We start from the raw sequence: 14,202 nt of genomic DNA, 5'->3' as shown, positions 1-14,202 counted from the left end.
CAATCCTACATCCCTTAAATATGCCACATTTCTGCTTATTATAGTATCTTTATTTTAATATACCACGACAAGGAACGTTACTTTTCACCATGAAGAAATGGTCTATCTTGCTGCCTTATTATAACGAAAAAAATTTCTTGCCTGGCACACTAGAGTCAATTTGCTCTCAACATTTCAAAGATTTTACATTAATTTTAATCAATAATGCATCCGATGACGAATCCGAAGAGATTGCTAAGAAAACATTAGCTGCCTATCCAGATATTGATGTTGTTTATCTATATGAACCCAAGCCTGGAAAAACCCTTGCCTTACAAACAGGATTAAAGGCCGTTAACACACCTTATGTCGCCACGATTGATGCCGATACTTATTATCCCCCTTATTATCTTTGGTTTTGCAATCATATCTTTGAACAAGATCCCGAAATCGTTGGGGTAATGGCTTGTGATATTTATGCCCCTTATTACGACTATCAAAGCCAGAAAAGATGTCGTAAAATTGTCAGAAAATCAAAAATATTCAGCAAACAATGCCATGCGGGTGGATATGCCCAAACGTTCCGCACAGAAAGTTTAAGACAAGTCGGAGGATTTGACCAAAACATATGGCCATATGTTCTGATGGACCATGAAGTTATCCATCGTTTACTTAAAGTTGGAAAGACATATTATTCTGCTAAACATTGGTGTATGCCTTCTGAACGACGAGCAGATCGTAAAAAGGTTCAGTGGAATAAACTTGAAAAAATGCTTTATGAATTCACACCTTTTTTCCTAAAAGATTGGTTTTTTTACAGTTATCTCAGAAAAAAATTCCAAGCACGTAAAGCCAACATCACACAGTTGCGCGAACATCTATGGGAAAAAAAAGATGGATAAAGCATTCTGTTCATTCTAGTATAAAAAGAATTTCCATTTATACTGATTTTTATAATGAACGATATTAATATACAACAAAATCTTGATAAAATTATACAAAATATCGAGCAAGCCGCTTTGCGTTGTGGTCGTCAACCCAACGATATTCAATTAGTTGTGGTATCGAAATTTAACCCGATCACAGCCATTCAATCAGTAATTGACCATCATCATTTTACTTTTGGTGAGAACCGTATTCAAGAAGCCAAGGAAAAATTCACGCCTCTGATTGAAGCGCATCCTAATATTCAATTACATATTATCGGTGCTATCCAAACCAATAAAATCCTCGATGCTGTTAAAATTGCTAACGTCATTGAAACAATTGACCGCGTTGCTTTGCTAAACCCCTTACAAAAAGCAATTGATAAAACTGGGCGATGCCCTAACTTATTTATTCAAATTAATATCGGACAAGAGCCACAAAAAGCAGGGATTTTACCTTCCGAAGCAAATGAATTCATAGAGCTCTGTCTGAAACAATTTGGCTGCAAAATACAAGGTGTGATGGGAATCCCCCCCGTTGGTCATCATCCTGTTCCCTATTTCCAACAACTGGCCAAATTCGCCCATCACTATGACTTACCTGAAATTTCTATGGGGATGTCTGCTGACTACGAAGACGCGATTACGTGTGGTGCCACACTCGTGCGGGTGGGCTCTGCTATCTTTGGGGATCGGCTCGTAAAAATATAAAAAACTTTTCAAAACATATAAAAAGCTATATGTGTCGTTTGTTTTGGCTTACAGTTATTGTTGAATAATCTGTAGCGATTATGAATATATGTGGAGTTTCTTTACATGACTGATTCTTCAAACGAAGAGGATAATCATCACAAAGACGAATCATCGTCGACAAAAGCTGATGATGCAAAATCTGTGATTATTTCTGCTGATGGTGATGCTGTTCCAGAACCAACAGAAGAGATACAAGGCGATGTTATGGTTCTTCCTTCACTGGATGAAGAAAGCCAAATCACTGAATTTGGAACAGATCAACCAGAACATAAAGTGAAACCCATAAATGCAGCGATCTTGATGACCGTTCTTGGGGTTGTATATGGTGATATCGGTACAAGCCCTATTTATGCATTCCGTGCAACAATGGGGGTTGTTTCCAATCATCACGCTGATTTACAACGCTGGGAAATATTTGGGATTATCAGCTTGATTTTCTGGGCTTTGGTTTTGATTGTGACCGTGAAATATGTAATGCTGGTAATGCGTGCCGACCATAATGGCGAAGGCGGCATATTGGCATTAATGTCTTTGGCACAACGTGTTACCAAAAACACCACTGGCAAAGTCGCCTTGGGTATGGTTGGGATTGCTGGAACCTGTCTCTTCTTTGGGGATGGAATGATTACACCAGCCGTTTCAGTCTTATCAGCGATTGAAGGGCTAGAAGTTTCTTTACCAAGCGTTCAAGAATTTATTGTACCAATGGCACTAATCATTCTTTTTGGTTTATTTTGTATGCAAAGCAAAGGAACTGAACGCATCGGCAAGATATTTGGCCCAGTCATGTTCCTGTGGTTCAGCACGATTGGTATTTTGGGATTGTTGCAAGTGATACAACATCCTTTTGTCCTTGTTGCTTTATCCCCATATTACGCTGTTTCTTTTGTGATCCATCATGAATGGATGGCATTTTTGGCCTTGGGATCTGTTGTGTTAGCGGTCACTGGTGCCGAAGCGCTTTATGCAGATATGGGACATTTTGGTAGAAAACCGATTGGATATGCATGGGTATTCTTTGTACTGCCTGCATTGACTTTAAATTATTTGGGTCAAGGTGCATTGGTTTTGACCAATCCGCATGCATTAAGTAATCCTTTCTTTTACTTAGCCCCTCATTGGTTTAATATACCTTTGGTTATTTTATCAACTTTTGCCACTGTGATTGCCAGCCAAGCAGGAATTTCAGGCGGCTTTTCTCTTGCTAAACAATTAACCCAACTTGGATATTTCCCACGATTACGTATTTTACATACGAATGCTCATGAAGAAGGGCAAATCTATGTTCCTGACGTAAATCATGCTTTAATGATTGGTGCCTTATTACTTATTGTCAGTTTCAGATCATCCGAAGCTTTGGCAGCAGCATATGGTATTGCGGTGACTGGGACATTTATTTGTACAACCACGTTATCTTGCGTTGTGTTCCATAAACTTTATAAATGGCCAGCCTATAAAGTTGCGATCATATTTGGTATTTTCTTCTGTATTGACATTCCATTCTTTACCGCCAATGCGTTAAAAATTCCCGAAGGTGGCTGGGTGCCATTATTGCTTGGTATTTGTTTAACCATTATGATGACCTCTTGGAACAAAGGACGAAATATCATTATTAAAAAACGTGCTCAAGATGCGATGCCGATTGCTTCTTTCTTAGCTCGTTTACCTCAAGGGAAAATTACCCGCGTTTCTGGAACGGCGATTTTCATGACGCCAGACCCGATGTCCATCCCAAATTCTTTGATTCATAATTTACGGCATAATAAAGTCTTGCATGACCATGTTCTATTCGTAACGATTGAAAACTTAAAGCAACCCGAGGCAGAATACGGCCATCGTATTGCCATGCGTCAGCTTGCGCCCAATATTTATCAAATTATTGTGCGATATGGATTTATGGAAATGCCTAATTTGCCAAAAGTTTTGGAACTGCTAAAATCTCAACCTCAATTAGATTTCTTTGATCCTTTACAAGCTTCTTATTTTACAACCAGAGAGCAAATCGTTCCTGCTTCTATTCCAAAGATGAGCAAATGGCGGATGGCAATTTTCATGTTCATGAACAGAAATGCCAGCCCTGTGACAGACTTCTTACGCATTCCTGCGGATCGTGTGGTTGAATTAGCCGTGCGCGTATCTATCTAATAGAGATGAAAGCAACAATTCAACATACGCAACAAGGCATTGGGCTTTATATTCATTGGCCCTTTTGCCTTGCCAAATGTCCGTATTGTGATTTCAACAGCTATGTTGCTGAACAAATCCCACAAGAGGCTTATGCCAAAGCCTTGGTGCAAGAATTGCAAACAACCTTAGCTGAAATTCCCAAAGTTCCCCTGACTTCTATCTTTTTTGGTGGGGGAACGCCCTCTCTAATGTTACCCTCCACTGCCCAGATATTGATTGATACTGCGACCTCTTTACTACCTGTATCTGCAAATCTGGAAATAACCCTAGAAGCCAACCCAACCAGTGTTGAAAATCAAAAGCTTAAAGATTTTTATCATGCGGGGATTAACCGAGCATCGTTGGGTATTCAAAGTTTAAACCCCACTGCCCTCAAAGCATTGGGCAGAGAACATTCTGTTGGGCAAGCAATTGAAGCATTAACCATCGCCAAGAAAATTTTCCCCAGGATTTCTTTTGATCTCATTTACGCACGTGAAGGTCAAACCATTCAAGAATGGGAAAACGAATTACAAGAAGCGTTAGCTTTGACGCACGATCATTTGTCTTTGTATCAATTAACCATCGAGCCAGGCACGATTTTTGCCAAACAATACCGCCAGGGAAAGATCACGTTACCTGATGAAGAGCTCAGCACAGCAATGCTGGCCACTACGGAAATGATTACAAGCCAATATGAGTTACAGGCTTACGAGATTTCAAACTATGCCAAACCTGGTGCAGAAAGCCGTCACAACTTAACCTATTGGAAATATAAAGATTATATCGGCATTGGGCCAGGGGCACATGGTCGGGTGACTTTGGATCAAACTTTATATGCCACAGAACGTCATAAAAATCCTGTTAAATGGTTGGAACATGTGCAACAGAACGGACATGCTTTGTCAGTCAAAGAGGCATTGACCCCCGCCGAGAAAGCACAAGAAATGCTGCTTATGGGGTTAAGGTTAATAAAGGGTGTTCAAGCACAGCAATTTGAAAGAAGGTGTGGTATGGCTTTAACAGATGCAGTGAATATGTCCATGTTAAGTGCATTGGTTGAAGAAAATTTTCTCTCTTGGGATCAAAAGTGCCTTAAAACGACACCTCAAGGCCGTTTACGCCTGAATGCGATCTTGGAGGCTCTCCTGAAATAATATACACTATATGTGTAACGAAAGGGGTTTTTAATGCTGCATATCATGAAAGTTGCTGTTGGTGTTACAGATATTGAAGAATTACAACAAATTAACCTGCGGTTAGCCAAGGATAATAATGGCTATCCTTATACGTTAACCCGCTTCCCTCCTAAACAAGTTGAAGATATTTTACAAGGTGGATCCTTATATCGGGTCATCAAAGGCTCTTTATGCTGTCGTCAACTCATCAAAGATTTTATCCCCAGCAAAAGAGATAACGGCAATCCATGCACACTAATTTTGTTAGAACCAGGAATTATTCGCACGCAATCCATTGCCATGCGTCCTTTTCAAGGATGGCGATATTTAAAGCCACAAGATGCTCCGATTGACTTGAGTATTAGTGGAGCTCAACTGCTTGATATTCCAGTCAAACTTCGCAAGGAATTAGAAGAACTTGCCTTACTATAAAATTATAAGGTGAAACCATAAATATAAATTGAAGCACTTTGTTATTTTCTGATATATATGAATAATCGTTTCTTTATTTTAAAGAGTTTCATAATGGTTCTTATTCACAGATTTAGTCTTGCTCGTCCATTATACTTCGCTCGCTTTCTTCCTTTGATGATTTTGTTAAGTTTTGCAGCCTGTGGTAAAAAAGACCCCGCGTCGGAACCGTTGAAGGTAACCCCTAATGAACGTATTGTTCCCTCATCTTCTCCAAAAGAGCCACCGATTATTATCTTGTCACCCTCTTCGGGTAACACTGGGGCGTATACGCCAACAAGCAATAATTCATCATCGCGTAAAGTAAAGAAAAAGGCATCTTTACCTTCATCCTCTTATAGCACCAGCAACACGGCCACCAGCCAAGGCAATTACGCCGTCCAAATAGGGGCGTTTTCATCTGAAGTAGTTGCCAATCGTGCTGCCAGCCAAGCCCGTCAAAAGGCACCTTCTTTGCTTTCCTCCGCAACAACACAAATTGATACAATCCCTAAAAATGGTCAGTCTTTGTATCGTGTGAAACTCTCTGGATTAACAGCAAACTATGCCTCTCAAGCATGTACTGAATTAAAACAACAACAGATGTCTTGCATCATCACGAGATAAGTTTGAAACTTTCCCTCTAAATTACTGCGAATTTTTCCCACTCTCTTGGTTCGACATGACAGAACTCGCTATTACCTTCAAGATCTACATGAAAGCATGATTTGCGTTCTGGGGTATAGATAATCACTGTTTGATCCTGTTTCTCGATCACCAGCATATCATTCGCTTGGTTATCAGCATCAAAAGGCACCAAAGAGATTGCTTGCTCATTATATCTCAATGTAAACATCATTTCTTTCCACACACAAACAAGCTGATTTTTATATAGCCGTAAAGGAACAAGATGAGTGTCATGCATGAATATATGTGTTGTCGTAATTTTTTTCTGAATTTGATCAAAAGCAAGTAAACGACCGCTATGCGCCACTAGGTAATGCAATTGATTCAACAATGGATTGGGATGAAGTTCAAATTGTTCATTGATTTGATTGGCTTCATATAAACTGCAATACAAAAAACCTCTTAAAAAATAACTTTGCAACAATGAACGGCTTTCTTTTATATATCCACGCATTGCTAGCTGGTAAATGACGGATGAATGACGGACGTAATCATCATAGACAATATGATTATTTTTCACTTGTGCCAAAGCCTTGCTAATCAATAATTTATAAATCAACAAAGGATAACGATCTTTAAGTATTAGGATCTTGCTATAAATATTATAAATATGATGCCTGCGAACCTCAGCCACTCTACGAATGACATGATGGTCTTCTTCTGTCACTAACATATCCAAAATAGATTTAAATTCTTCTGATCCTTTTAAGCTATTCACAACTAAATGATGAGCAAATGGCACAGGCACAAGCACGCTATTGGGTAAATTTTCTATAATTTTATTGGCATGTTGATGATCGATATCGTTATAGCCTGGTATTCCATGGTAAGTATCATGGGCAATATAGAGTTTCCCTGTAACTTCATCGGGTTGAATCGTGGTTTCCTGAATAGAATATGGATCCAACCGATCAACCGTTCGTTGCATAATCGGGCAGACAGGCGCAATCTGTGCATCCAACGTGTATCGAGCACCCATTGCAAAAACAATATTAGCGTGCAGAGCTGCTGAGAATTTTAACGCAGCATAAGCTCCCATAGACAGACCAATGATGATTATTTTTTTGTAATATTGTGTAATCTCATTACATAAAGGAATAATATGATGCATATCAGAGTGCTGATAAAAATTATCAATCTTCGTTGTAATTCCCACACAAGATAAATGATATTTTTCGGCAATCGGTTGCAGAAAATAACGATTATATGCCTGCTCTGTTTGATCTGCTGACGCAAAACTAATGATAATATAATCACTCTCTGCCTCATGAAAATGTAACAACAGCTCTTCGCCCTCGAAAATAATCATCATCTATCCTTTATTACGGCGTTTCCTAGCCACGATATCATAATTTATTCTTGCAAATAATGACATTTTAATAATCATACAAGATCATCTCCTTTTATAAAAACTGAATATGACTTTAACAAAACAATCATTCTCTGATATACCTATACATAATTGCTTAATTAAGGTTAGAATAAGAATGAAAATCCATCACAAGATACAATATCATTCATTATTATATGTCTTACGTTTTTCACCAGTTTTGGCACTTATTTTATTAACTGCTTGTGGGAGTGGCGGTAATAAGAATAAAAGCGGCGTTGTCTCATCACGTTACAGCAATTATATGGACAGTCACCCAGAATGGCGACCACCAGGACCACCTGCTGATCCTTGGGGACCTTATATTAACCAATCCTCACAACGGTTTAATGTTCCCGATCAATGGATCAGAGCCGTAATAATACAAGAATCCCGTGGATATCAATATTATAATAAACGCCCGATTACCTCACCTCATGGTGCCAAAGGGTTAATGCAATTGAAAACCCCAACCTATCGCGATATGGCAAAACGATATAAGCTGGGCAAAGATCCCTATAATCCACAAGATAATATTATGGCTGGCACGGCGTATATTCGTATTTTATATAACCAATTTGGCGCGCCTGGATTTGTTGCTGCGTATCATGGTGGACCTGGCACACTCAGCAATCATTTAAAACACGGCTCCTCTTTACCCAAAGCAACCAAACAATATTTAACCGCAGTATCTGCTAAACTTGGCAATGATGTTCCAATGAGTGGGCCTTTTGCTAAATATGCTAGTGGATCATCCAGACGTTCTAAATCAAAGACACCTTTACCCCTAGGGGCCTATTACACTCCAAAATCCTATGCGCCAACGACAATGGTTGCACAAAATACCGTTCAGCCTCGGATAAGAAGGAGTTTAAAGGGTGGCTCAACTTATAAACCGATGACTCCTATTTATCCAACCCAATCACGACCCCGCCCCAATATTGTACAAGTTGCTTATGCCCCCACTGCATCTTCTTCCAAAGGCAATTGGGGTATTCAAGTGGGTGCCTATCCCTCAGTCAGTTTAGCACAACAAGCCACCGCCAAAGCACAATCAAAAATAGCAGATAGTTTCTCTTTCGCCAACCCATCTATAGAAAGCGTCAATAAAAATGGAACTACACTTTATCGCGCACGATTAACAGGGATTAGCCAAATATCAGCAATTCAGGCCTGTCGTCAGCTTAAACAAAAAGGGATGAATTGTATTACTGTACAATAAAATATTGTTATCGATTGATACAATTTGTATGTATCTGTCTGCTGTTTTGCTTGACCTACAGCACCCACAGCCACCGTATTTTGCCACAAGAAGTCTATATTTGGCAGAAAAAATGGAATCAATATTTACAACCAGCCATAGAACAAACCACGCCCTATGTCATAGGATGGCGGTTTTTAGCAGGTGAGTTTGAACCTGATGGACAAGTCATTTATCCATCCGTTCAATTCGATCACTTACAAGAAACCCATTTATCCTTAACTGCTGTCTATCGATTTGATCGTTTACGCCCTCTGCCTTCTGTTGACGAAGTTTTAAATTTGATCCAACAATCCCCTGCCTATCAAATCCACCACATCCATCGCATAGAGCTTGATCTGGATTGGCCAACGTCTAAACTGTCTTTATATATTCAATTACTCCGCTCTTTAAAAGCAAAACTGCCCAAAGATGTGCGGTTAAATATTACCATGATCCCAGATTGGATGCGGTCGCCTGTGTTCCCAGAATTGACAGAGCAAGTCCCTTATCCTGTTTTGCAAGTCCACAGTATTGATGACCCCCATATTGGATTATTTAATAACAATACTGCACTTATGTATATTCAGAAAATGAATAGGTTAACACACCATCCTTTTTATGTCGCATTACCAACCTATGGTCTAAAAATACAAACCACACCATCCGGAACGATTTATGCAATAGAAGGAGAAAATGACTTTAAAACAGGAAAATCTGGTCAAGAATTATACAGCAATCCTCAACAAGTCAGAGCGTTAATTGAACAATTACAACATAATACACCTATTAATCTTAGAGGAATCATTTGGTTTCGCTTGCCAATCGCAAGCGACCAACGAAATTGGAGCCTTGATACATGGATGGCAATGATTAAGCATCAAAATTTACATGGACAAATTATGGTCAAAGAAATCCCTGATCCTAACACCCCTGAAGCAATAAAAATTACGCTGGTCAATCAAGGGAATATTGCGCTACCCTTACCATCTATTGTATCTTTGAGATGTAAGACCGCAGATGGATTGTTCCCTTACCAATTATCGGTCAATCACCAAGGAAAATATATATTAAATTTAACAAAGCAAATAGCACCTTTGAATACTCATCAAGAGCGTGTTATTGGCTGGATGCGATGTGATTGAATATGTATGTTTTAAAAATGATATGTATATCATTCTGTATTGTACTTCCTAATGCAGCAATGGCTCGAGATCACACTCTGAGAACCAACAACGAAATATTAGCAATAACAGAGAATTTTATACTTGCTATTATATATCAGCAAGGGCTCAATAACGCCACCAAAGCTATTGAAAATTGCTATAAAAATACATCAATATATGAACCAGCAAAAGAAAAATGTGCGATTGCAGATTATGCGCTTTACGATTTATCAAATTATTTCCAAGAACGTGCCTATATCATCGGCGATCCCAATCCTGCCCATACTTCCTTTTTTGAAAAATCGGCAGTTAATCGGCGATTATCTGACTTTCAGAAAACGAGCCCTCACTTCCGATCTTACACACAACAAGAGTTCCAACATTATATTACTGTTTCTGCCTTAATCATAAAAGAGCACTATCTTAACAACTATGATCAAATAGACAAAAATTGTTTTACTGACTATCAGCCTTAACAAAATTTATATATTCAATTTTAATAAAACTATTTTGCCTTCTTAATTTCAATGATAAAAGCGCTTTATGAACCATTTATTACAATCTGTTGGGATCATTATTCCCATTATATTTATCCTCATTTTTGGATTTTTTTCAGCAAAAAGAAATATCTTTGGTGACAATGCCAATGCGATTTCTGTTCTCAGCAAATTGGTCTTAACCATTACATTACCCCCTGTATTATTTGCAGGAACCCTCAGCGTTTCCAAAGAACAGCTACACGGTGCTTTATTACTCTTTCTAGCTCTATTACTAAGCACCATATTGATTTATTTAATTGGGTTTTTCGTTGCCAGAATTGTTTTTAAGAGAAATATTATTCAATCCTCATTAGCAGGTCTGGGCGGCAGTTTTTCAGCAGGTCCATTCTATGGCCCCGCATTGCTGGATCCTTTATATGGACATAACAGCAGTGTCGCCATCAGCATGATTGCTTTGGTCATTAATTTGGCATTAATTCCTTTGGCAACCATTATCATCGAAATTGAACTGGAAAAACAAAGTGCCACACAGCAAAAACCAATCTATCAACTTATCGGAAGCTCTATCTATCATGCAATTATAGATTGTCCTTATGTGTGGGCGCCTTTACTAGGGATTATTTTATTATTTTGTGGGGTCAAATTACCCAGTTTTATCAGTGATACCTGCTTTCTAATTGGCAAAGCCACTTCTGGCATTGCCATCTTTGTTGCAGGGATGACATTGGCAGTCAATCGGTTTCGATTAACAAAAGAATGTATCGGTTTTGCCCTAATCAAGGATATTGCTTTGCCTGCTGCTTTCTTTGGCATAGCCTCTCTCTGGTTATTAAAATCAGGAACAGCGATTTTTAATGAGGGGCTATTATTATGCGCCATGCCTTCCGGTCCCATGATTATTTTACTCAGCAACCAATATAAACAATATCAAGAAGAATCTGCATCCATTCTAGCAATTTCTACTTTTACCATGATTATCACCGTTTCCATTTTGATCGGATTTCTTAATCTATCTGTTCACTGATTTTATTTCAGATTTAACCAATAGGCTGGATATCCCAACATTTCACGCGGAACAGAGAAAAAATCACGCCAAGAAGTATAATTGGGTGAACCTTGTCCAATTTTATCAATGCCAATCACTTGAAATGCCAATTTTGTACGTGGAATATGGAAATATTGAGAAATGATAATTACGGATTTCATATGATTTTTTTGCATATATTCATCAGTATTCTTGGCAGTTGATCGGGTATTCACACCTTGACTGTCTTGAATAATCGCTTGTTGAGGAATACCATGATCCACCAAATATTGTGCCATAACACTGGCTTCATTATATCCCTCTAGCCCTGTGCCACCACTGACTAAAATAACAGGTGCATATCCTTGTTGATAGACGCTGATTGCTTTATTCAATCGTGCTTCTAGCCCGCGGCTCGGAGTGCCGTCCCGTTCCACTTTGGTTCCCAAAACAACCATCAAATCTGCTTTGAATAAGTGATCTCTAATCCCACCCATAATAATAAACAGCATTACTAGACAATATAAAATAATAACAGAACAAATCAGTTTAAACATAAATAAATACAAACAACATGAATGAATATGAACAAATGATAAAGTTTGAAACATACCATACTTATAAAAAATATAACCGTTTAAATCTTCTTTTTTGCAGTGTTTTCTTTTTCATATATCGAGCAATCAACTTATACATAGTCGCAACACTCGTGACCACAGCTACTATATTTCCTGCAATATCCCCTGGAATAACATCCAAGAAACTTTGAAAAATTTGCATCATCAAGTCGGAATGATTCATTTTATCCTCCATCAAAAAGGCATAAAAAAAGACGCTGTTGCGCCCCATTTCATGCCTCAAATAATTCAACAGGTTAAATCAATATAGTACCCGTTGCATCGACCCATTGTTCCCCATTCCACCAACAAGGTTTTTTAGATACTGGATCCCATGCTTGAGTTCCTTCCAATAACCCCTGTGTTTCGATTGTGTTTTTATGGGATACAACTAATTGACCAACTTTAACGGTCCCAGATAAAGAAATACCCTCTTTGGCGTCAATTGTTAATACAGGATCTCCTTGTATTAACAATTGTAAAGATTGATCATCAGCACGGTTCATCATTTGCAATTGCATTCCATCACCAATAAACACACTGCAACTATCTGAAGGATTATCGGACATGATACTTGAAAATTCTAATGAGCATCTACCTGCTGATGCTAAAAATTGATAAGAATTAATAACTTCACCTGCATCAGAAGCTCCCTCGGAACCATTCAAAATTAAATTTGATCCTAAAGATTGCAAATTAACTACTGAATAATAATGGCTAGGCGTATCATTAAAAGTAATATCTAAACGGGCTTGGTTTGCTTGTACAATTGAACGATAATGATTATATTGAGGGGTAGAGTTCAAATCAACCACACAATAACCACTTTGCAGACTTGTTCTTTTGGCGTCTTCTTTTAAAATGGTATCAATCATTAGCCCTGCATCATTGGTCTTTAAGGTTAATGAATTCATCTCATTATGCGCATCATGGCTAATCACTAGACCTGCATTATCACATGTTACTAATGATAAATTTTTATTCGCTACATCTGTCATGTTTTTTCTTTCTTAAAAAATAAAAATATATTTATTAAGAGCTCTCGTTAAAATCAATTTTCTTATAAATTACAATATTTTACTTACTTTATTAAACAATGCCTCAGAAAAACAAAAAAAGCGCAATATGCGCTTTCTATTTCTGGTATTAAATTGTTCAAAATAGCTGCTCTTTTATATAACATTATCGAACTAATGTTAACAATAAATATATGATGGACTATATCTTATCATTTATTATAAACAACAAAATACCATCTTGTTTATACTACCATACATGCTTGATCAAAACAACTATAGTTTGAATAATACTCTTTTTAATATACAAATACTTATATTCAATTTTAATAAAATTAATTAATGGTGTCCACGGCGGACATCGAATTCTATTCTTTAAACCTTATATATTAATAATTTTTAGTTAAATATTTTTTTGATACCTACAATAATACCGACATATACTATTATATATATAGATCGATATAATTCAACTCAAGCAGCAATCGCCTGCTGTAACCAATCAACATTCTCTTTCCAGACGGCTTTGCCTTGGGCGGTGTTATAATATCGTTTGTGATACCGAGCCATTGCGGTGGCATCTGTCGCAAATGGTAATGCGGTGGGAATTCGCAAATAAAACACACGACACATTGCTGCTGCAAAGAATAGGTTGCCAATCATTGTTTCTGCTTTGGGGATACCATTATTATCGGTGTTAAAAGAGCCAGCTATATTTTTAAGCAAGGATACAAGGTGGCTGGGTTTTGGATTACTCAGAAAGTTCTTCCAAATATCATTATAGGCTGCTGGCTCCATCTGCATGGAACCAACTTGCGGGGCCTCTTTGCCGATTTGTTTTAAATAGGTAACTCCTCCAGCATATCCCTCTGCCAAGAACGTTCCTGTAACTTGGTTAATGGCTCGTGACCCACCAACACTCAGATAATTCAATGCGGGCGTGATAATTTTTTGTTTTAAGTGTGGAATACAAATCCCACCCGTGACTTTAGACATAGTTTTTTCCTTTATTAAGAAATACAGCGCCATTCAAAAGAGTTATGAAAGTGTAATGTTTATTCTTAAAAAAGTCTTTGAATTCATTATTAAAAATAGAGTAAATAAGATGAGTTGCTCTATTGATTAATTTTT

General features: G+C 37.9%; 15 protein-coding genes. 10 read left to right on the top strand and 5 right to left on the bottom strand.

The window, feature by feature from the left end:
* Positions 1-89: 89 nt before the first annotated feature.
* From PQG52_RS08710 to PQG52_RS08685, 6 genes are all read left to right on the top strand, one after another.
* Positions 90-881: a glycosyltransferase family 2 protein gene (locus tag PQG52_RS08710; protein ID WP_271829049.1), complete on the top strand. Its 792-nt coding sequence runs from the start codon at positions 90-92 to the stop codon at positions 879-881.
* A gap of 54 nt (positions 882-935) precedes the next feature.
* On the top strand, positions 936-1,616 hold the full coding sequence (locus PQG52_RS08705) for a YggS family pyridoxal phosphate-dependent enzyme (RefSeq protein ID WP_271829048.1): 681 nt from the start codon (positions 936-938) through the stop codon (positions 1,614-1,616).
* 246 nt (positions 1,617-1,862) lie between these two features.
* Positions 1,863-3,803: a potassium transporter Kup gene (locus PQG52_RS08700; RefSeq protein WP_271829175.1), complete on the top strand. Its 1,941-nt coding sequence runs from the start codon at positions 1,863-1,865 to the stop codon at positions 3,801-3,803.
* A 5-nt stretch (positions 3,804-3,808) separates the two neighbouring features.
* Positions 3,809-4,981: a radical SAM family heme chaperone HemW gene (gene hemW / locus PQG52_RS08695; protein ID WP_271829047.1), complete on the top strand. Its 1,173-nt coding sequence runs from the start codon at positions 3,809-3,811 to the stop codon at positions 4,979-4,981.
* A 33-nt stretch (positions 4,982-5,014) separates the two neighbouring features.
* A complete protein-coding gene (locus tag PQG52_RS08690; protein WP_271829045.1) occupies positions 5,015-5,434 on the top strand; it encodes a DUF1489 family protein in 420 nt (139 codons plus the stop codon).
* Positions 5,435-5,527: 93 nt separating this feature from the next.
* A complete protein-coding gene (locus tag PQG52_RS08685; RefSeq protein ID WP_271829043.1) occupies positions 5,528-6,079 on the top strand; it encodes an SPOR domain-containing protein in 552 nt (183 codons plus the stop codon).
* A gap of 16 nt (positions 6,080-6,095) precedes the next feature.
* Here the strand turns inward: PQG52_RS08685 and PQG52_RS08680 are convergent, their stop codons facing one another.
* Positions 6,096-7,451: a hypothetical protein gene (locus PQG52_RS08680; RefSeq protein ID WP_271829042.1), complete on the bottom strand. Its 1,356-nt coding sequence runs from the start codon at positions 7,449-7,451 to the stop codon at positions 6,096-6,098.
* Between the two features lie 175 nt (positions 7,452-7,626).
* On the opposite strand from PQG52_RS08680, the gene PQG52_RS08675 reads away from it, so the two are divergent.
* The 4 genes from PQG52_RS08675 to PQG52_RS08660 all read left to right on the top strand — a co-directional run bounded on the left by PQG52_RS08675 (position 7,627) and on the right by PQG52_RS08660 (position 11,438).
* Complete coding sequence (locus PQG52_RS08675) at positions 7,627-8,730, top strand: lytic transglycosylase domain-containing protein (protein ID WP_271829041.1); 1,104 nt, start codon at positions 7,627-7,629, stop codon at positions 8,728-8,730.
* Between the two features lie 50 nt (positions 8,731-8,780).
* Positions 8,781-9,893 (top strand): DUF3142 domain-containing protein, encoded by a 1,113-nt coding sequence (locus tag PQG52_RS08670; protein ID WP_271829039.1) that lies wholly within the window; start codon positions 8,781-8,783, stop codon positions 9,891-9,893.
* Positions 9,894-9,910: 17 nt separating this feature from the next.
* The gene (locus tag PQG52_RS08665) at positions 9,911-10,390 is read left to right on the top strand and encodes a hypothetical protein (RefSeq protein ID WP_271829038.1); all 480 of its coding nucleotides are present in this window, start codon (positions 9,911-9,913) and stop codon (positions 10,388-10,390) included.
* 67 nt (positions 10,391-10,457) lie between these two features.
* Positions 10,458-11,438 carry an AEC family transporter gene (locus tag PQG52_RS08660; RefSeq protein WP_271790641.1) on the top strand — a complete coding sequence of 327 codons (981 nt, stop codon included), beginning with the start codon at positions 10,458-10,460 and terminating at the stop codon, positions 11,436-11,438.
* Positions 11,439-11,440: 2 nt separating this feature from the next.
* On the opposite strand, the gene PQG52_RS08655 is transcribed toward PQG52_RS08660, so the two are convergent.
* The 4 genes from PQG52_RS08655 to PQG52_RS08640 all read right to left on the bottom strand — a co-directional run bounded on the left by PQG52_RS08655 (position 11,441) and on the right by PQG52_RS08640 (position 14,067).
* Positions 11,441-11,995 carry a YdcF family protein gene (locus PQG52_RS08655; RefSeq protein WP_271829037.1) on the bottom strand — a complete coding sequence of 185 codons (555 nt, stop codon included), beginning with the start codon at positions 11,993-11,995 and terminating at the stop codon, positions 11,441-11,443.
* Positions 11,996-12,056: 61 nt separating this feature from the next.
* Entirely contained in the window at positions 12,057-12,239 is a 183-nt protein-coding gene (locus PQG52_RS08650; RefSeq protein WP_271790643.1) for a hypothetical protein, read from the bottom strand.
* Positions 12,240-12,312: 73 nt separating this feature from the next.
* Entirely contained in the window at positions 12,313-13,053 is a 741-nt protein-coding gene (locus tag PQG52_RS08645; RefSeq protein ID WP_271829036.1) for a hypothetical protein, read from the bottom strand.
* A gap of 492 nt (positions 13,054-13,545) precedes the next feature.
* Positions 13,546-14,067: a hypothetical protein gene (locus PQG52_RS08640; protein ID WP_271829035.1), complete on the bottom strand. Its 522-nt coding sequence runs from the start codon at positions 14,065-14,067 to the stop codon at positions 13,546-13,548.
* Positions 14,068-14,202: the final 135 nt, after the last annotated feature.

This window comes from Commensalibacter communis (genome assembly GCF_947179105.1).
GTDB classification, from domain to species: Bacteria; Pseudomonadota; Alphaproteobacteria; order Acetobacterales; family Acetobacteraceae; genus Commensalibacter; species Commensalibacter communis.
This window is presented reverse-complemented; position numbering and strand designations above follow the sequence as displayed.

What these genes read in the sequence shown, in the direction of transcription:
- PQG52_RS08710 (WP_271829049.1), top strand. Translation starts at nt 90, where the DNA reads ATGAAGAAATGGTCTATCTTGCTGCCTTATTATAACGAAAAAAATTTC.
- PQG52_RS08705 (WP_271829048.1), top strand. Translation starts at nt 936, where the DNA reads ATGAACGATATTAATATACAACAAAATCTTGATAAAATTATACAAAAT.
- PQG52_RS08700 (WP_271829175.1), top strand. Translation starts at nt 1,863, where the DNA reads ATGGTTCTTCCTTCACTGGATGAAGAAAGCCAAATCACTGAATTTGGA.
- hemW (WP_271829047.1), top strand. Translation starts at nt 3,809, where the DNA reads ATGAAAGCAACAATTCAACATACGCAACAAGGCATTGGGCTTTATATT.
- PQG52_RS08690 (WP_271829045.1), top strand. Translation starts at nt 5,015, where the DNA reads ATGCTGCATATCATGAAAGTTGCTGTTGGTGTTACAGATATTGAAGAA.
- PQG52_RS08685 (WP_271829043.1), top strand. Translation starts at nt 5,528, where the DNA reads ATGGTTCTTATTCACAGATTTAGTCTTGCTCGTCCATTATACTTCGCT.
- PQG52_RS08680 (WP_271829042.1), bottom strand. Translation starts at nt 7,451, where the DNA reads ATGATGATTATTTTCGAGGGCGAAGAGCTGTTGTTACATTTTCATGAG.
- PQG52_RS08675 (WP_271829041.1), top strand. Translation starts at nt 7,627, where the DNA reads ATGAAAATCCATCACAAGATACAATATCATTCATTATTATATGTCTTA.
- PQG52_RS08665 (WP_271829038.1), top strand. Translation starts at nt 9,911, where the DNA reads ATGATATGTATATCATTCTGTATTGTACTTCCTAATGCAGCAATGGCT.
- PQG52_RS08660 (WP_271790641.1), top strand. Translation starts at nt 10,458, where the DNA reads ATGAACCATTTATTACAATCTGTTGGGATCATTATTCCCATTATATTT.
- PQG52_RS08655 (WP_271829037.1), bottom strand. Translation starts at nt 11,995, where the DNA reads ATGTTTAAACTGATTTGTTCTGTTATTATTTTATATTGTCTAGTAATG.
- PQG52_RS08650 (WP_271790643.1), bottom strand. Translation starts at nt 12,239, where the DNA reads ATGAATCATTCCGACTTGATGATGCAAATTTTTCAAAGTTTCTTGGAT.
- PQG52_RS08645 (WP_271829036.1), bottom strand. Translation starts at nt 13,053, where the DNA reads ATGACAGATGTAGCGAATAAAAATTTATCATTAGTAACATGTGATAAT.
- PQG52_RS08640 (WP_271829035.1), bottom strand. Translation starts at nt 14,067, where the DNA reads ATGTCTAAAGTCACGGGTGGGATTTGTATTCCACACTTAAAACAAAAA.